Here is a 17,779-nt window from a genome sequence, read left to right on the forward strand (position 1 = left end):
TGCTGTGTCAGCTCCAACGACGAAGGCTGATGCAAAAGGATTCCTGGCATCAGGACTCGGCATCGCGCTCTTCTCTTCCGCTGTCTTCGGCACGTCCGGCTCGTTTGCCAAGTCAATGCTGGAAACCGGATGGTCACCCGGCGCCGCAGTTGCCGTGCGCCTCACTGGTGCCGCGCTGATCCTGGTGATTCCCGCCGTCGTGGTTCTCCGCGGCCGCTGGCACCAACTCAAGGACAACTGGCTGACCATCCTGCTGTTCGGCCTTATTGGCGTCGCAGGGTGCCAACTCTTCTACTTCAATGCCGTGGCGCGTTTGTCCGTGGGCGTCGCGCTGTTGCTGGAGTATCTGGCTCCGGTGATGATCGTGCTGTGGCTGTGGATTGCCAGCCGACGCAGGCCGCGTGCCCTGACCGCTGCCGGCGCTCTGCTCTCACTGGGTGGCCTGGTGCTGGTCCTCGACCTGGCCGGTGCCGTGAAAGTGGACTTTATTGGGGTCCTCTGGGGCATGGCCGCCGCCGTGTGCCTGGTGATCTACTTCTTCATCACCGCGAAGGAAAATGACACTCTTCCTCCGCTGGTACTTGCTTCGGGCGGGCTGTTGGTTGGTGCGCTGGTGATGTGGCTGGTCGGCCTGCTGGGCTGGCTGCCCATGACGTTCAGCACCGCCGACACAACCCTCGGACCGTGGACCACCCCGTGGTGGGTGTCCGCCGTAGGGCTCATCGTCCTGGCGACTGTCCTCGCTTACGTTTCCGGGATCATGGCTGCCAGGAGCCTCGGTTCCAAGGTGGCATCGTTCGTGTCCCTGACCGAGGTGTTGTTCGCAGTGATCTGGGCATGGCTGCTCCTGGGCGAACTCCCTGGCCCGATCCAGTTGCTCGGGGGACTGCTGATTGTGGGCGGAGTGGTCCTGGTCCGCGTTGACGAGCTCCGGGGAGACCGCAGAGCCCTGCGGACTGTTCAGGAAGGGTCTTCGGTTCTGGATCACCCGAACGACGTCGAACCCGTACCGACCGGGTCCGTCACCAAAGCCCCACGCAGCTAAGCCGGCGGGCCTTAAAAGCAAAGAACCCGGACGCTTGTGCGTCCGGGTTCTTCCCAACTGTCTTAGTTGGAAGCCTGCTGCTGCTGCTCAGCGTTCTTCTGAGCGCGATCGCCGGCTTCGCGAAGTGCGTCGGCAACCTTCTTCAGGTTGGAAGCGTGCTGGCTGTCCCACTCGCCGCGGAACTTGTCAGCGTCCGGGCCCTTCCAGTCGGTGCCGTCAAGAGCACCCTTGAGCTGTGAACGCTGCTGCTCGATGTTCTCGGCACCGGCCTTCAGCTTGTTACCGAGCTGACGAAGCTGATCAACATCTGCACCCCAAATAGCCATGAGATTCTCCTTCATTTGTTCGGACCCGAGCTCTTCGGCATCCCCAGCGGCCTCCGGCTCATCCGGAAGATCCAATAGCTAAAACCTATCCCGGGATTCGCAAATGCGTCGATGGGCACCCCTCCCCATGCAGCACTGCCCATAGTTAGCATGGGGTTATGTGCCGCAACATCAGGACCCTGCATAACTTCGAACCGCATGCTACGAATGCCGAAGTGGAGGCCGCTGCACTGCAATACGTGCGCAAGATCAGCGGAGCCACAAAGCCTTCCAAAGCCAACGAGGAAGCCTTTGCCGAGGCGGTCCACGAGATCGCCCACATTACGCAACATCTTCTGGATTCCTTGGTGAGCCATGCCCCGGCAAAGAACCGCGACGAGGAAGCAGCCAAAGCGAAGGCCCGGGCCGCCGTCCGTTTCGGGACGGCCTAGCCCAGGCCGCTGCTTCCTTCCGGGACCTATTTCCCGAACGAGCGGAGCCGCAGCGAGTTCGCGACTACCAGTACCGAGCTCGCTGCCATTGCAGCGCCTGCGATCATGGGATTCAGGAAGCCGAGTGCCGCCACGGGAATGCCGATCGCGTTGTAGAAGAACGCCCAGAACAGGTTCGTCTTGATGGTGGACAGGGTCTTGCGGGAGAGCTCAATCGCCTGCACCAATTGACCCAGATCGCTGCCCATCACCGTGAGATCCGAGGCCTCGATGGCAACATCCGTGCCCGATCCCATCGCGATGCCAAGATCCGACTGCGCCAGAGCCGCCGCGTCATTGACGCCATCACCAGCCATGGCCACCGTAGCGCCCGACGCCTGCAGTTTCCGAACCGCCTCAACTTTGCCCTCCGGAAGTACCCCGGCGAACACGTCTTCCGGTGAAATCCCGACGGCGGCAGCGACTTGGGCGGCCACGGCAGCGTTATCGCCGGTCAAAAGGATGGGACGGATGCCGAGGTCCTTCAGCTTCTGGATGGCTGCTGCCGAGCCGGGCTTAATGGTGTCGCTGAGGCTCACAAGGCCCGCAGGCTTGCCATCGACCGCAACCCAGATCGCCGTGGCGCCACCGTTTTCCTCTGCAGCCAAGGCATCCCGATGGCCGGACTCGAGGGAAATGCCGTTCTCTTCGAGCCAGCCTGAGCGTCCTACCACCACACTCCTTGGTGAGCCGTCCAACGCAACGGTCCCGAGCACTCCGCCGCCCGGAGCGGATCTGAAACCTTCCACGCCGGGCAGGCGGCCGGCGTCGTGCATTGCGTCCTTAGCGGCAGCGGCAATCGCGTGGGCGATCGGGTGTTCTGAGGCGGACTCAACCGCACCCGCCAACGTCAGGACGGTGGCGGAGGGATGGCCGTCCAGGGCCACGGTGTGGTCCACGGCGAGCTTTCCGCTGGTGACGGTGCCTGTTTTGTCCAGCAGGATGGTGTCCACATGGCGGGTGTCCTCCAGAACCTGCGGGCCCTTGATCAGGATGCCCAGCTGGGCTCCGCGGCCCGTCCCGGTGAGCAGCCCAACGGGAGTGGCCAGGCCCAAAGCGCAGGGGCACGCGATCACAAGGACAGCGACTGCTGCCGTGAAGGCTGCGTTGAGGTCGCCCGAGAAGAACAGCCACAGAACGAAGGTGACCAAAGCGATGACCAGCACGATCGGTACGAAGACAGAACTGATCCTGTCTGCGAGCCGGGCGATGGGAGCCTTGCCGGTTTGTGCTTGACTGACCAAGCGGCCCATCTGGGCGAGCGTCGTGTCGGAGCCGACGCGTGTTGCACGCACCAGCAGGCGTCCGGACGTGTTGATCGTAGCGCCCGTTACCAGGCTGCCCGGTCCAACCTCGACCGGCACTGACTCGCCCGTTACCAGCGAGGCGTCGACGGCGGATGCGCCGTCCGTGACCACGCCATCGGTGGCGATCTTCTCGCCGGGGCGGACCACGATGACGTCATCCACCAAGAGCTGGTCGGCTGGAATCTTCTGCTCCACGCCGTCCACCAGAATTGTGGCGTCCTTGGCTCCCAGGTTCAGCAGTGCCTTGAGTGCATTGCCTGCCTTGGCTTTTGCGTTCGCCTCAAGGTAGCGCCCAAGGAGCAGGAAGGTGGTGACCACTGCCGCGACCTCAAAGTACAGCCCACCGCCGGACATGCTTTCCATGCCGGGGTGTTCGGTCATGCGGGGATCCGCGAACAACTGCCACGCCGAGTAGAGGTATGCGGCGATGACGCCGATGGAGACGAGGGTGTCCATGGTGGAGGCGAAGTGCCTCGCGTTGATGGCCGCTGCCCGGTGGAACGGCCAGGCCGCCCAGCTCACCACGGGCAAAGCCAAGGCGCCGACGACCCATCCCCAGTGGGCAAACTGGAGGGCGGGGATCATCGAAATCGCGAACACCGGCACGGTCAACAGCGCCGCGGCAATCAGGCGCGGGCGGAGCGTCGAGGCGGAGGGGCCATGCTCCATGTGATTTTGGTGCGCAGCGTGCTCTGCTTCCGGCGCCTCGTTGCTGTGGTGGTGCTGGTGGTCATTGTGTTCGCGGGTGTGTGGTGCGGGGGCTTGGCGCACGGTGGCTTTGTAGCCGGTCGCGTTGACCGTGTCCACGATTTGCTGGTCCGTTACGGTGGCGGGGACCGTCACGTGGGCTGATTCGAGGGGCAGGTTAACGCTGGCCTCGACGCCGTCAAGTTTGCCCAGTTTTCGTTCCACTCGATTGACGCACGAGGCGCAGGTCATGCCCTCGATGTCCAGTTCGATGACCCTGTGTGCGGGCTGGTTGAAAGTGTCCTGGCTACTCAAGAGGACTCCTAAGCTTGGTTGGCTACCACCAGGTAGCCGGCTTCTGCAACGGCCTCGCCAATTTCTGCGGGCGAGAGCTCCTTGGTTGATGTGATGGTCACGGTGGTCAGGCCGCCCGGATTGAGATCTACGGCGACTTCCTGGACGCCGCTGAGTGCTTCGAGTTCTTCGCTCACGCTGGAAACGCAGTGGCCGCAGGTCATACCGGAAACGTTGACGTTGGTCTGGATGGTCTGGCTCATGGCGGGCTCCTTGGTGGTGAGTTGGATGGTGTGGTGGTTGGTGGCGGGATTACCGCAGCAGGCGCCCGATGGCATCGGTGGCCTCCTTTACTTTGGCGTCGATCTGCTGGGCGCGGGCTTCCGGATCCGGCTCGGATGCTGCACCCACGACGCAGTGGCCGATGTGCTCCTCAACAAGCCCAAGGCTGACCGCGTGCAAGGCTTTGGTGGCCGCCGCGACCTGGGTCAGGATGTCGATGCAGTATTTGTCCTCGTCCACCATGCGCGCAATTCCGCGGACTTGGCCCTCAATGCGTTTCAACCGCTTCAGGTACGCGTCCTTGTTGCTGGTGTACCCATGCTGCGGGGCATCATCCAGATCCACCTCAATGAGGGGTGCGTCTGGATGGCTCATGCTCAGATCTGGCGTGCTCATATTTCGAACTTATACCCATAGGGGGTATCCGTCAAGTACCCCAGGGGGGTATCTGCGACACGGAGAACCTCATCTAAAAAAGACCTGCAGCCTCGCAGGAAAAAACGCCTTGGTATAGACCAAAACACCTAAAAACTGGATTCTTGTTTTGCAATGCAAACCTTTTGGCAAATGTGCTTCCGCCCACACCGGCCCGTTCATAGTGTTTGGTTTCATAGCCGCGGAGGGGGAAGTCCCGCGGAACCCAACTTTTTCTCCATGGAGGACACTTGAAACTCGCACACTCCGCCGCGGCAATAGCCATCGCTGCGCTCGCATTGACCGCCTGCGCTCCGCCCACCTCAAACAACGCAGCCTCCAACTCGGACGAGCAGACCGGTACCGTCCGCGTCTGGCTCTTCTCCGAAGTCAACCAGGACCCCAAGTCCGCGGTAGTCAAGGAAGCAGTTACTGAATTCGAAGCGGCACACAGTGGTGCCAAGATCGACGTTCAGTACATTCCGGTAGACAGCCGCGCCGAACGGTTCAAAGCCGCCTTCAATGATCCTTCCAGCGCTCCGGACGTTGCTGAGTTCGGCAACACCGACCTCGCAAGCTACGTGGCATCAGGCGGCCTGGCCGACGTCACCGACGACATCAAGTCCTGGGACGAAGCAAAGGACTTGGACGGGAAGATCCTTGATACCACCGAAATCGACGGCAAGAACTACGGAGTACCGTGGTTCGTCGGCGTTCGTGCCCTCTACTACCGCACTGATCTCCTGCAGCAGCTGGGCCTTGAGGTTCCCAAGACCTTGGACGAAGTAGAAACAGTTGCCCGCGCTGTCCGCGCAGCAAACCCGGACCTGCTGGGTATCTCAGTTGGTGGCACTGCGCAGTTCTCCGCCATGCCGTACCTGTGGGCCAACGGCGGCGAAATCGCCACGAAGGAAGGCGACAAGTTCGTTTCCGGACTGGACTCCACCGAGTCACGGGAAGGCGTCGCGGCCTACACGCGCCTCCTCAAAGACGACATCTGCCCGGCCCAGACCTGCGCGGAATTCGGCGGAAATGCCAGCGTCCAGCAGTTCATCGCCGGCAAGTCGGCCATGACCATCGGCGGCGACTTCAACTACAAGGCTGTTGCCGCCAGCGCCATCAAAGACAAGTTCGCCGTCGTTCCTGTTCCCGGCAAGACCGCTGGTTCCATCGCTCCCGCCTTCGCCGGTGGTAACAACCTGGGTGTCTTCAACAGCAGCGAACGCCGCACCCTGGCTGCTGACTTCGTGAAGCTCCTGGCCAGCAAGAAGTACCAGCAGAAGATGTTCGACTCCATGGGCAACCTCCCCACGTTCAGCGATGTCCAGAAGTCTGTGGCCGAGAACAACAAGCAGGTTGAGCCGTTCATCAACACCCTCGGGGCCGGAACCAAGTTTGTCCCGGTCACGGAAAACTGGTCCACCATTGACGCCCAGGGTGTCTTCACGGGCATGTACCAGAAGGTGGTTACGGGCAAGGCCGACGTCGACGCCGCCACCACCGAGGCCGCAACGGCCATGAACACGGCATTCGGGTCCAAGTAATGCGCTGCACCCCATCACCAAGCTGCACTCCCTCACCAACCGAAGGCGCATCATGACAGCGCTCACCCCGGTTCTGCCCGAGGCGCCCCAAGGCGGCGCACCAGGTAAGGGGCCGACGACGGCGGCACGCAAGTCCCAGCGTTTCTCCAACGGGAAGCGCGGACTGGAGCCCTGGCTCTACCTTGCCCCGGCTTTCATCGTCCTGATCGCCCTTCTGGGCTACCCGATCTTCCAGCTGATCAACGTCTCGCTGTACGACTACCGCCAGGCGCAGGTCAGCGGCAAGGCGCCCCTGAACTTCGTCGGTTTGGAGAACTACCAGAAGCTGTTCGCTGATCCGGAGTTCTGGACCGTCCTTGGCAACACAGTCGTCTTCGCCACCGCCTGCGTGGTGTTCACCTTGCTGGTGGGCAGCTCGCTGGCGGTGCTGGCAACCAGGCTGCGCCCGTGGGTCCGCTCGATGCTGTTCGTGGTGTCGCTCGGTGCGTGGGCCACCCCGGCAGTCACGGGCAGCGCGGTGTGGCTGTTCCTGTTCGAGCCCACCTTGGGCTTGGTCAACAAGACGCTGGTGGCCATCGGACTGACGCAGTTCGAGGGGTACTCCTGGACCTATGACAAATGGTCGGCTTTCGGACTCGTTGCCAGCGAAGTGGTGTGGTGCTCGTTCCCGTTCGTCCTGGTCACGGTGTACGCAGGCATCCAGGCGATCCCCACGGAGGTTATTGAGGCCGCGAGGATTGATGGCGCCTCCATGCCCCGGATTGCCCGCAGCATCATGCTCCCGATGCTCCGGCCCATCGTGATCGTGGTGACCATCCAGTCGATCATTTGGAACTTCAAGATCTTCTCGCAGATCTACATCATGACCAACGGCGGTGGCATCGCCGGCCAGAACCTGGTGCTGAACGTCTACGGCTACCAGCAGGCCTTCGCCGCGAGCCTGTACGGCCTCGGTTCTGCGCTGGGCGTGATCATGACGGCACTGCTCATGGTCATCACGCTGGTCTACCTCCGGATCCTCAAGAGAACAGGCGATGCCCTATGACCGCCGTCGACGTTTCATCAGTCCCGCGCCGAACCGCCAAGACTGACGCACCGCAGAAGCTCCGCAAGCAGGGCAAGCGCCGTTTTGGCGCCGATGCCGCGGCGATTGTCATCGCGCTGATCGTTGCCTTCCCGCTGTTCTGGATGGTGCTGTCCGCGCTGAAACCGAAAACAGCGCTCGACGCCGGTGATGCGGCGCCGTACACGCTGGAACCGTCGCTGGACTCGTTCGGGCGCGTCCTGGGTGTCAACAATTTCGGCCAGTACTTCTTGAACAGTGTGATCGTGGCGCTGGTAGTTGTGGTGCTGTCCACCATCCTCGCGTTCCTCGCGGCTGTGGCGTTGACCCGTTACAACTTCAAGATGCGCACCAAGCTGCTGATCATCATCCTGGTCTCGCAGATGGTTCCAGTTGAAGCCCTGACCATTCCGCTGTTCTTCCTGCTCCGCAATGCCGGTGAAGCCATCCCGTTGGTGGGCCTGAACCAACTGGGCTCGCTGGTCCTGGTGCATGTTGGTTTCAGCATTCCGTTCGCCATTTGGATGCTTCGTGGATTTGTGGCGGCGGTTCCTCTGGAAGTTGAGGAGGCTGCCCGTTTGGACGGTGCCAGCAGCTTCCGGTTTGTCCGCTCCATCCTGTTTCCCTTGGTGGCGCCGGGTGTGGTGGCATGTTCGGTGTTCTCGTTCATTTCAACGTGGAATGACTTCCTGTTCGCCAAGACCTTCATCATTTCCGCCCAGGAGAACCAGACGCTGCCCATGGCATTGCTGACGTTCTTCAAGCCCGACCAAAACGATTGGGGCGCCATCATGGCCGGTTCGGTCATCATGACCATTCCTGTGCTGATTTTCTTCGTTTCAGTCCAGCGCAAGCTCGTGTCCGGACTGGCCGGGGCGGTGAAGGGATGAGCGCGCTTCACCACTTGGTCCCGGCGCCGTGGGCCTACTCCGCGGGGACCGGCGAGTTGGAGTTCGACGCCGGCACCACCGTGGGTGCCGATCCTGAACTGAGCGGTCCTCGCCGTTGGCTCGCCCGGGCTTTGGGGGCCGCGACCGGCTGGGACCTCGTTCCCGCGCCGGCAAGTGAGGCCGGCATCCGCCTCCTGCTTGACCCGGCGCTCGACGCCGAGGCCTACCGCCTGGAGGTGAGTGACGCCGTCGTGATTTCTGCTGGCGGTGCCGCGGGTGCGTTCTACGGTGCGCAGACGCTTCTGCAGTTGATGGGACCGGCCGCGCTGCGGCAGGCTCCCGTTGGGACTGTTGAGGGGTGGCCGGTTCCACGCGTTTCTGTGGAGGACAAGCCGCGGTTCGGCTACCGCGGGACCATGTTGGATGTTGCCCGGCACTTCATGCCCAAGGACAACGTGCTCCGGTTCATCGAAGTGATGGCCATGCACAAGCTCAACGTGCTGCACCTTCATCTCACGGACGATCAGGGCTGGCGGATCCAGATCAACCGCTACCCCAAGCTGACTGAAACGGGCGCTTGGCGACAGGAATCTTCGCTTGGTTCCTGGCGTGCAGGCGTTTTCGACGGCCGCCCGCACGGTGGCTTCTACACGCAGGATGACCTTCGCGAGATTGTGGCCTTCGCCGCTGAACGGCACATCACCGTCATCCCGGAGGTCGACGTCCCGGGCCACAGCCAGGCGGCCATCGCGGCCTACCCGGAGCTTGGTGCCGGTGACGGGCCTGTGGAGGTGTGGACGCGCTGGGGCATCAACGAGACCGTCCTGGAAGTGTCCGAAACCTCGCTCGAGTTCTACCGCAATGTGCTGGACGAAGTGGTTGAGATCTTCCCCTCCCCGTGGATAAGCCTCGGGGGTGACGAAGTGCCGCTGACGCAGTGGCAGGCCAGTGCCCAGGCACAGGCGAAGGCCGCAGAACTGGGCTTGGATGACGTTTCCGGTCTGCACAGCTGGTTCGTAGGGCAGCTGGCGTTGCATCTGAAGGGCCACGGCCGCGCCACGTCTGTTTGGGATGAAATCGGCGACGGCGGACTTCCGGACGGTGCGCTAGTCGCGTCCTGGCGTGGATACGAGGGCGGCATTGACGCACTCCGGAACGGCTACGACGTGGTGATGTGCCCCGAGCACAAGCTTTACCTCGACCATCGCCAAGCGGATGGCGACGACGAACCCGTGCCGGTTGGATTCGTGACCACGCTTCAGGCTGTCTACGAGTTTGAGCCGCTGCCCGGTCTTGAAGGCACGGACTTCCCGGGCCGCCTGCTCGGCGCCCAGGCCAACATCTGGAGCGAGCACCTGGACTCACCGCGCCGGGTGCAGTTCGCTGCGTTCCCGCGACTCAGTGCGATCGCCGAGGTGTTCTGGTCCAACCCGGAAGGCCGGGACTACGATGAATTCCTAACCCGACTCACAGCCTCCCACTTGGCACGGCTTGATGCCATGGGCGTGGAATACCGGCCGTTGTCCGGGCCGACGCCGTGGCAGCAGCGCCCGGGTGTTGAGGGTTGGAAGCGCGATTACGACGCCGAGCAGCTTGTAAGGAACTGAGTGACTATTGAAGGCAAGGATGCCCGGAACTCCTCGGCATCACTCCGCAAAGCATTGGCTCTGCTGTCCGTCGTGGCAGAGGAGCCCGGCAACGGCGATGGGCTTGCGCTCGTGGAGCTCGCCCGACTCTCTGGCCTGAACAAGAGCACGTTGTTGCGCCTGGCAGCACCGCTGCTGGAGGAGAACCTGCTGGAACGCGACCACGAGACCGGCAAGTTCCGCCTGGGCCATGGTTGTTTGCGCCTGGGCCAGTCTTATCTTGACCGCGTGGACTTGCGCAGTGTCGCCAACGGTGAGCTTCGGAGCCTCATGCGTGCCACGGAAAGCACCTGCCACTTGGTGGTGCTTTCCGGGCACGACGTGGTTTACCTGGACAAGGTGGAGGACGAGGCCACGGTACGCATGGCATCGCGGGTGGGCGCCACCATGCCGGCCTACTGCACTGCCGTTGGCAAGGCCATGCTCGCGTTCAGTCCTGAGGAAGTGGTGGGGCCGATCCTCGCCTCCGAGCTGCACGCCCTCACTGACAAGACCATCACGGACCCCGCCTTGCTGAGGGCGGATTTCGAGGCCATCCGACGGCGCGGATATTCCATTGATGATCGGGAGAATGAGCCGGAAGTGCGCTGTGTCGCCGCGCCGATCTTTGGGCACGACGATCATGTAGTGGCAGCCCTGTCCGTATCTTCATTGTCGTCGCGAATGACCGCGAAGCGTGTCCGCGAGGTCGGGCCGATGGCTGCGGAGACGAGCCTCCGGATTTCCGCCAAGCTCGGTTCGCGCCGGGCGTCTGCGAAGCTGGCGAAACTCGCATGAGTATTACTGCATCTGAATACTTTCGCGCCAAGCTGATGTGCGAAATCGACGTCATGGAAGTAGCCGAGTCAGAGCCGGGCTCTTTGGTTGTCGTGGATACTCGGCGTCGTTCGTCATGGGACCATGGACATATTCCCGGGTCGGTACATATTCCGACGGCCCAGATTCCGGCCCTCGCGGCGGAGCTGGTCCCCGCCGGTCGCCTAGTGGTGGTGTATTCGTGGGGACCCGGCTGCAACGGCAGCACGTTTGCCGCGCTGGCCTTCGCCGAACTCGGGTACGCCGTCAAGGAAATGATCGGCGGCATCGAGTACTGGATCCGGAACGGGCTCCCGGTGGAAACAGCCGAGGGTGTCGTCCAAAGTAAGCCGGATGCGCTGGTGACGGCACACACGGCATGAATTGAAACGGGGGCATGATGGCGGTTTTCGTACTGATTCACGGTGGTGGTTCCACCGCGTGGGACTGGCATCTGGTCAGCCCACTGCTCGAGGCGGAGGGCCATAGGGTCATCGCCGTGGACCTGCCCATCGAAGACGTTGATGCCCGACTTGAGGACTACACCCGCACTGTAAGGGAAGCGGTTGGTGAAGCTCAGCACACCATCGTGGTGGGGCACTCGCTGGGCGGCTTCACGGCGCCCTTGGCCTGCGAAGAGCTCCATTCCGACGGCCTGGTGTACCTCTCGGCAATGATCCCGATGCCGGGCGAGACCTTCGGCGACTGGTGGACCAACACCGGACATGACCGCGAGACCATTCCTGATGAGCCATATTTCAATCTCGTCCCAGACGATCTGGCGCAGCGGGCTACCGATAGAGAGCGCGACCAGCAAGGCGCCTGGATGTCAGCCCCTTGGCCTGGCAAGCATCCGGACGTGCCCACCCTGGGGATATTGTGCCGGGACGATCTGTTCTTTCCACCATCGTTCATGAGGCGCCAGGTTCGCGACCGGCTGGGAATCGAGCCGGTGGAAATTCCTGGAGGTCACTACGCCACGCTCAGCCATCCGGATGCCGTGGCGGCGGCCCTGAACGAATTTGCCCAGCGGATTGCTGGAATATGATCGGGGTGCGCAGTCACTCAAACGGAGGCCACCATGACACCGGGTTCGATCAGTGAGTACATCGACCAGTACGACGGCGATGTGCGGCAACGGCTGCTGACCGTATACGAAATGATACGGACGGCCGTGCCGGACGACGCGGAAGAATCAATCAGCTGGCGGATGCCCACCTTCAAGCTCGGCACCGAGCCGCTGTTCTTCTTCACCGGGACAAAGCAACACGTCGGGTTCTATCCGACGCCGGACGCGATCGCGCATTTCTCGGCGGAATTGACCGATTATGGAACCACCGAGCACGCCATCAAGCTGCCCCACAAAGCCCCACTCCCCACCGAGCTCATCAGCGACATCATCGCGTGGCGACTGCAGCAGCTGCCTTCCGTCGCGGCTTGAGTTACTCACCGATACAAGGACCGTTCCCGTGACACCGAGCCCCCGCGATGTAGTGGACGGCTTCGCCAGGGCCTGGAACGTGGCAGATCCCGTAGCGCTGGCGGAGCTCTTCGTGGAGGATGCCGACTTCGTCAACGTGGTGGGCATGTGGTGGAACAACCGGCGGCAGATCCAGTTCAACCACGATTACGGTTTCCGCCACATGTTTCCTGACACGGAAATGGTGCTGGAAAAGGTCGCCGTCCGTGAACTCGGCAGCGACGCCGCTGTTGTCCACGCGAGGTGGTCCATGACCGGCCAGATCACGCCCGCCGGCGAACGATCCGGTCTCCGCCGCGGAGTCCTCAGCTTTACGGTGGTCCGCCAGGCCGACGATACGTGGCGAGCAGTCAGCGCACAGAACACGGACATCGTCCCCGGCATGCAGACCCACGTGGCCACCGAGGACGGCCTGGTTCCGGAGTCCTACGACGCCGGGCTCTCTGTGCGGCCCGGCGGATCGCAGCACCCCAGCGCATAGGCTTGGATCATGCTGAACCTGGTCCTTGGACTTCTCTTCGCGGGCCTCTTTCTTGCCTCGTACCAGTCCGACCGGCGCAGGCTCCGCAACGGCGTGCTCCTGCTGGTAGCCGCGTGGTTCCTGTTGCAGGCGCTTCTGGACTTCCTGGTCGACCTGAATCCGTGGTTCGAATGGCTGAACCTGGTGGTTGTGGTGGTCCCGGTGGTGAGCATCTTTGTCTTTGCCGGCTTCCTGATCGCCAATGGGATCACCATGGTCCGCAGGGAAGGCCCGGGCATCAGCAGTTTCCTGCCGATTGCGGTGGGAATGGCCGTATTCCTCGCGCCGGTTGTCGCCTTCCTTTTCGTGCTGAGCGGGCAGCCTGTGCTGGCCGGCCTCGCCGCGTTGGCGTTCTTCCTTTGCGCCTATTTGGGATGCGCGTTCGTGGTGTTCCTTGGGTATGCCCTGGTGTATTCCAGGATGCGCTTCAGCCCGAACCCGGCAGCGGTCATCGTCCTGGGATCCGGCTTGATCGACGGCAAAGTTCCGCCGCTGCTCGCGGCGCGCCTGAACAAGGCTTTGGAAATCTACGACGGCGGCGCACCGGTCAGGCCTGTTTTGGTACCTTCCGGAGGTCAGGGCCCGGATGAACCCTGGCCCGAGTCGACGGCAATGAAGGAGTACTTGGTGGCCAAGGGGGCGGCGGGCAGCGACGTGTTGGAGGAGGACAAAGCCACCACCACCCGGGAGAACCTCGCATACTCTGTAGCCCTGCTGGCCGAGAAAGGCATCAAAGGGCCCCTGCTGGTATGCACCAACAACTACCACGTGCTCCGCGCCGCCCTCCTGTCCCGACGCCAGAAGATCAACGCGGAGGTGGTGGGTGCTCCGACGGCCAGGTACTTCGTGCCCAGCGCCTTCCTGCGGGAGTTCGTGGCCGTGATGAGGGACAACCGCCTGACCAACATCGTCCTTTGCCTGCCGATGTTCGGGATTGCCCTGCTCATCACGGTCGCACTGATGAACTCCCCGGTGGTGTGACTCTTACCAAAGGTTCGGAGTTCAGGGTTTGGGGAGTCCCCGTGGTGAACGTGTGGCTCCATTCCGTGGTGGCGCCGTCGGTGAAGACGTACCCCTTCATAGGTACGGCGGTAACGCTCACAGTTCCAGCGGGTTTCCTGTACGTCCCGGCGGCGATTTCCTTGCCTTCAACCAGGTAGGCCACGCCCTCGACCGACGGAACAAGGTACGAGTCCTGACCCTTGCCGGGCCTGTCCGTGAAGGTGACCGCTGCCGGCGTCGTGGTGTCATACCGGAGGCCGAAGCCCAACGGCAGGAGGACGCCGTCGCCGTCGGCCTTAGGGATGTTGACCGGAAGCTTGCCGCCGGGGTTGATTGCACCGGAGATGGCACGAACAACTCCGTGGAAGTTGACCTTGTTGACGCCATAGCTGTTGAGCACGGCGTCGGCGCCGGGGAAGACGCTGATGTCGTAGGGATTGCGGGTGGCAACGACGATCACGGGTGTTCCAGTTGCCGCCAGTTCTGCCACCATCTGCTGTTGTGCTGCGTTTGCGCCGGCGTTGTAAGAGGTGAAGACGACTGCGTCCACGTTGCCTGCCGCGGCAACGGCCCGGGCGCGGTAGGCGGCAGAGGGTGAGCTTCCGTTTTCGTAGTCTTCAGTGACCGTGAAGCCTTGCTCTTTGAGCATGGGACCCGCAATTTCCGGGCGTCCCGAACCGGCGCCCACCATGAGAACAGAGCTGCCGGAAGCCAGCGGCAACACCCGTTCCTGGTTGCGGAGCAAAGTCACGGCGTGGTCGGAAATCAGGTTGGCTGTGGCCAGGTTGCCGGCCGTGCCAACGAGCTTATCCACGGTGGCAGGGTCGGCCAGCGGTTGCTCGAAGACTCCCCGCCTGACCTTCCACTCGAGGATTCGTCGAACGGACTCGTCGAGGCGTGACTCGGTGATCTCACCGGACCCGACGGCGGCACGAACCCCAGCGAACGACGCGTCCACGTCGGGGGAGTTCAGGAGGATATCCGAGCCGGCCTGGATTGCCTTGACGGCGATTTCTTCCTGGGGCCATTCGGCAGCCATCGCGGCCATGTCCAGGGCGTCCGTGGTGACCAGGCCCTTGAATCCCAGCTCGTCACGGAGCAAGCCGGTGAGCACCTTGTGGGACAGGGTGCCGGGCATCTCGGGGTCAATGGCTTCCACAATGATGTGTGCCGTCATGACCATGTCCACGCCACCGTCAATGGCGGCTTTGAACGGTTTCAGGTGCTGGTTCAGGGTCTCTCGGTCGTAAGTAACGGTGGGCAGCCCGTAATGGGAATCCACTGAGGTGTCACCGTGTCCGGGGAAATGCTTGGCTGCCGCGCCAACATTGTGTTCCTGCAGGCCATCGATCTGGGCAACCCCGAGTGCGCTGACCAGCGCAGGGTCTTCTCCCATGGAGCGGATACCGATGACCGGGTTGTCCGGGTTGGAGTTGAGGTCCAGCACGGGCGCGAAGTCCACGTTGATGCCCATGGCACGCATCTCGGAGCCCAGGATTTCGCCCTGTGCCCTCGCCAGATCCGCGTCCGCCGTGGCACCCAGCGCCATGTTGCCCGGGAGGACTGTGGCCGGTGATCCGATACGGGCAACCAGGCCGCCTTCCTGGTCGATGGTGACCGCCAGCGGAATGCCGGTTCCGTCCCGGCCCAAGGCAACTTGCTGCAGGCCGTTGGACAGCCCGGCCACCTGCTGGGGGTTGTTGGTGTTACCGGACCACGCGAAGTAGAGGACGCCGCCGAGGTTGTACTTTGCCACTACTTCAGCGGGCGTATCCACCCCGTAACGCTCTTGGTTGCTTGCCGCCATGGAGGTGTCATCTGCCGATGAGCCGTACACGTGCGTCCACGTCATCTGGCCGATCTTTTCGTCCAGCGACATGCCGGAAATCATCGCCTCGATGTCAGGTGAAGCGGCGACCGTCGTCGTACGTTCTGTGGTGGGGGCGGCCACTGCAGCGCCCACGCCTGTCATCACGCCCGTGCCCGTCATCAGCAGCGCCGTGGCGGCGGCCGTCATCAAGGTGGTTCCTTTTCTGTGCATGCGTATCCCAATCCCGATCGTGAGTGTTCCGGTTGGCCTAGCGTGGCCCGTTGTAGAGGAGGTATTGGCGGGTATCGCGGACGAACTGACCCAATTCCGCCCGCCAGCTTTCCGTGATGGTCCGGGCGTCAGCGCCGGCGTCGAGTTGTTCGGCAAAGCGGGCGGACCCGCTGAGCAGTCCCATCCAACGCCCGGCGTCGCCGCGCCACGCAAAGCCCGGGTACAACCGCTTGGCTTCGACCAGCATGTGCGTGCCCACTTCCAGCGCTTCAACCCGGGAAGCATCCGTGATGTGCACCTGTACCCCTCCGCAGACGAGGCCCTGGTTTTTCGAAAGCGTCGGCTGGAAGTAGGCCTCGCGGAAAGTGACGCCGGCAAGGCCCTTGCCGTTCAGCGCCTCCGCCCAGCGGTAGTCCACATAGGGTGCGCCGATGAGTTCGAACGGCCGGGTTGTTCCGCGGCCCTCTGACATGTTGGTTGCTTCGAAAAGCGCCGTTCCCGGGTACAAGACGGCCGTGTCCGGAGTGGGCATGTTGGGGCTCGGCAGTATCCATGACGCACGGCTGTCCGTGCCGGTCATCTCGCGGCGCCACCCCTGGACCTCTACGACATGGAGATCCTGGAGGGGCTTGAGGCCGGCGGCCGGCAAGTGCACGGCGTTGAAATACTTGGCGAGCTCGCCCACGGTCATGCCGTGCTGAAGGGCTATGCCCAGCCGTCCAACGCCGGACTCAAATCCTGGTTGCAGGACCGGCCCCCTTGCCTGCCCGCCGATCGGGTTCGGACGGTCCAGGACTACAAACCTGGCACCCGTCCGGGAAGCGGCCTGCATGGCACCCCACATCGTCCAGATGTAGGTGTAGAAGCGCGCGCCGACGTCCTGGATGTCGAAGCAGATCGTATCCACGCCGGACTTTTCGTAGAAGCCCACGTAGTCGGCCACCTCGGCGCCATAGGAGTCATAGACGGTGATGCCGGTGCGGGGATCAACGGAGGTCCCTTCACTGGCGCCGTCCTGGGCGGTGCCGCGGAAGCCGTGTTCCGGGCCGAAGACTGCGGCCACATCCACGTGCTGGTCCGCCATATCGTCAACGATCGAGCGGAAGTTCGCCAGGACTCCAGTGGGATTGGTGATGACTCCCACCCGGCGGCCTGCGAAGATGCTCCAGTTGTCGGCGGCGGCAATGTCGGCGCCGTTGACTGTGGTTCCCGGCTTTCCGGGGCGCGTGGCCTGAGAGGCGGCGGTGGCGCTTGGCGCGAAGGGTGCGACGACGGCGGCAGCGGCGGCCAGCCCCGAGGCATGGATGAGTTTTCGGCGGTTGAGTGTCATGGGGAGCCTTTCCAGATGAGCAGAAGTGCATGACAACTTTTGTGACTTGGATTACATCGACCGTATTCGCTCACCGGGATTGCGTCAATCGTTTACCTTTGGGTGATTGTATGTGTAACTTATTTACATGGATTGCCCATGGCTGCGAGTCAGCCCGGGACGCCAGGAAGGAAGCACCATGGAAGAGGCAGAAAGCGCACAGTTGTCACGGACTGTGCTGGTGCGGATCCGTTCCGCCCTGCCGTCGCTGCGCCCCTCCGAGCGGGCCATCGCTGAGTTGGTCCTCGCCGATCCTTCCCGGGCAGCCATGATGTCCATCGGTGACCTCGCCGAGCAAGGTGGTACGTCCACCACGTCAGTGGTCCGTTTCTACAAGAAGGTGGGCTACCGCGGCTACTCCGACCTGCGCCTCGACCTTGCCCGGGAGACCGCCCGCGAGAGCCTGGCCCACAACGTTTCGTCAGAGGTCTACGAAGACATCAACACGTCCGACTCGCTGCGCGACATCGTTTCCAAGATTGCCTTCAACGAGACCATGTCCATCGCTGATACTGCGCAGGTTCTGGATGTCGGCAAGCTCGCCCAGGCAGTTGACGCGATCTCCGGCTCGCGGAGGGTCGATATTTTCGGGGTGGGTGCGGGT

Annotated in this window: 19 protein-coding genes; 13 read left to right on the forward strand and 6 right to left on the reverse strand. The window is 62.8% G+C overall.

Annotated elements, in window-relative coordinates:
• The first annotated feature begins 4 nt into the window (after positions 1-4).
• Complete coding sequence (locus GVL04_RS05280) at positions 5-1,045, forward strand: DMT family transporter (protein WP_159700554.1); 1,041 nt, start codon at positions 5-7, stop codon at positions 1,043-1,045.
• A gap of 62 nt (positions 1,046-1,107) precedes the next feature.
• Here the strand turns inward: GVL04_RS05280 and GVL04_RS05285 are convergent, their stop codons facing one another.
• Positions 1,108-1,371 carry a WXG100 family type VII secretion target gene (locus GVL04_RS05285; RefSeq protein ID WP_011776688.1) on the reverse strand — a complete coding sequence of 88 codons (264 nt, stop codon included), beginning with the start codon at positions 1,369-1,371 and terminating at the stop codon, positions 1,108-1,110.
• Between the two features lie 158 nt (positions 1,372-1,529).
• Between GVL04_RS05285 and GVL04_RS05290 the strand changes: the two genes are divergently transcribed.
• On the forward strand, positions 1,530-1,802 hold the full coding sequence (locus tag GVL04_RS05290) for a DUF2277 domain-containing protein (protein WP_159700557.1): 273 nt from the start codon (positions 1,530-1,532) through the stop codon (positions 1,800-1,802).
• 26 nt (positions 1,803-1,828) lie between these two features.
• Here the strand turns inward: GVL04_RS05290 and GVL04_RS05295 are convergent, their stop codons facing one another.
• From GVL04_RS05295 to GVL04_RS05305, 3 genes are read right to left on the reverse strand one after another with little or no spacing between them, the layout of a single operon-like run.
• Positions 1,829-4,150 carry a cation-translocating P-type ATPase gene (locus GVL04_RS05295; protein ID WP_159700560.1) on the reverse strand — a complete coding sequence of 774 codons (2,322 nt, stop codon included), beginning with the start codon at positions 4,148-4,150 and terminating at the stop codon, positions 1,829-1,831.
• A gap of 8 nt (positions 4,151-4,158) precedes the next feature.
• Positions 4,159-4,392, reverse strand: a complete 234-nt coding sequence (locus GVL04_RS05300) for a heavy-metal-associated domain-containing protein (RefSeq protein WP_235036169.1) — start codon at positions 4,390-4,392, stop codon at positions 4,159-4,161.
• 49 nt (positions 4,393-4,441) lie between these two features.
• Positions 4,442-4,807 (reverse strand): metal-sensitive transcriptional regulator, encoded by a 366-nt coding sequence (locus GVL04_RS05305; protein WP_159700566.1) that lies wholly within the window; start codon positions 4,805-4,807, stop codon positions 4,442-4,444.
• A 269-nt stretch (positions 4,808-5,076) separates the two neighbouring features.
• Between GVL04_RS05305 and GVL04_RS05310 the strand changes: the two genes are divergently transcribed.
• From GVL04_RS05310 to GVL04_RS05355, 10 genes are read left to right on the forward strand one after another with little or no spacing between them, the layout of a single operon-like run.
• Positions 5,077-6,369 (forward strand): extracellular solute-binding protein, encoded by a 1,293-nt coding sequence (locus GVL04_RS05310; RefSeq protein ID WP_159700569.1) that lies wholly within the window; start codon positions 5,077-5,079, stop codon positions 6,367-6,369.
• Between the two features lie 52 nt (positions 6,370-6,421).
• Positions 6,422-7,414 carry a carbohydrate ABC transporter permease gene (locus tag GVL04_RS05315; RefSeq protein WP_159700572.1) on the forward strand — a complete coding sequence of 331 codons (993 nt, stop codon included), beginning with the start codon at positions 6,422-6,424 and terminating at the stop codon, positions 7,412-7,414.
• On the forward strand, positions 7,411-8,322 hold the full coding sequence (locus GVL04_RS05320) for a carbohydrate ABC transporter permease (protein WP_159700575.1): 912 nt from the start codon (positions 7,411-7,413) through the stop codon (positions 8,320-8,322). Before GVL04_RS05315 ends, GVL04_RS05320 begins: the two co-directional genes overlap by 4 nt.
• Complete coding sequence (locus tag GVL04_RS05325) at positions 8,319-9,929, forward strand: beta-N-acetylhexosaminidase (RefSeq protein WP_159700578.1); 1,611 nt, start codon at positions 8,319-8,321, stop codon at positions 9,927-9,929. Before GVL04_RS05320 ends, GVL04_RS05325 begins: the two co-directional genes overlap by 4 nt.
• On the forward strand, positions 9,930-10,745 hold the full coding sequence (locus GVL04_RS05330) for an IclR family transcriptional regulator (protein ID WP_159700581.1): 816 nt from the start codon (positions 9,930-9,932) through the stop codon (positions 10,743-10,745).
• Positions 10,742-11,146, forward strand: coding sequence for a rhodanese-like domain-containing protein (locus tag GVL04_RS05335; RefSeq protein WP_159700584.1), 405 nt, complete (start codon positions 10,742-10,744; stop codon positions 11,144-11,146). The genes GVL04_RS05330 and GVL04_RS05335 overlap by 4 nt, the downstream gene beginning before the upstream one ends.
• Positions 11,147-11,160: 14 nt before the next feature.
• On the forward strand, positions 11,161-11,811 hold the full coding sequence (locus GVL04_RS05340) for an alpha/beta fold hydrolase (protein WP_200846750.1): 651 nt from the start codon (positions 11,161-11,163) through the stop codon (positions 11,809-11,811).
• Between the two features lie 33 nt (positions 11,812-11,844).
• Positions 11,845-12,204 carry an iron chaperone gene (locus GVL04_RS05345; RefSeq protein ID WP_159700587.1) on the forward strand — a complete coding sequence of 120 codons (360 nt, stop codon included), beginning with the start codon at positions 11,845-11,847 and terminating at the stop codon, positions 12,202-12,204.
• A gap of 28 nt (positions 12,205-12,232) precedes the next feature.
• Complete coding sequence (locus GVL04_RS05350) at positions 12,233-12,724, forward strand: SgcJ/EcaC family oxidoreductase (protein WP_159700590.1); 492 nt, start codon at positions 12,233-12,235, stop codon at positions 12,722-12,724.
• Between the two features lie 9 nt (positions 12,725-12,733).
• The gene (locus GVL04_RS05355; protein WP_159700593.1) at positions 12,734-13,744 is read left to right on the forward strand and encodes a YdcF family protein; all 1,011 of its coding nucleotides are present in this window, start codon (positions 12,734-12,736) and stop codon (positions 13,742-13,744) included.
• Here the strand turns inward: GVL04_RS05355 and GVL04_RS05360 are convergent.
• Together GVL04_RS05360 and GVL04_RS05365 are read right to left on the reverse strand one after the other, a co-directional pair.
• Positions 13,710-15,782 carry a glycoside hydrolase family 3 protein gene (locus tag GVL04_RS05360; protein ID WP_235036170.1) on the reverse strand — a complete coding sequence of 691 codons (2,073 nt, stop codon included), beginning with the start codon at positions 15,780-15,782 and terminating at the stop codon, positions 13,710-13,712. The two genes, GVL04_RS05355 and GVL04_RS05360, sit on opposite strands and share 35 nt — an antisense overlap.
• Before the next feature lie 61 nt (positions 15,783-15,843).
• On the reverse strand, positions 15,844-17,136 hold the full coding sequence (locus tag GVL04_RS05365; RefSeq protein ID WP_159700599.1) for an exo-beta-N-acetylmuramidase NamZ domain-containing protein: 1,293 nt from the start codon (positions 17,134-17,136) through the stop codon (positions 15,844-15,846).
• Positions 17,137-17,314: 178 nt separating this feature from the next.
• On the opposite strand from GVL04_RS05365, the gene GVL04_RS05370 reads away from it, so the two are divergent.
• The coding region (locus tag GVL04_RS05370; RefSeq protein WP_200846751.1) for a MurR/RpiR family transcriptional regulator at positions 17,315-17,779 on the forward strand (465 nt) is incomplete at its 3' end.

This window comes from Arthrobacter sp. 18067 (assembly GCF_902706295.1).
GTDB lineage: Bacteria > Actinomycetota > Actinomycetes > Actinomycetales > Micrococcaceae > Arthrobacter.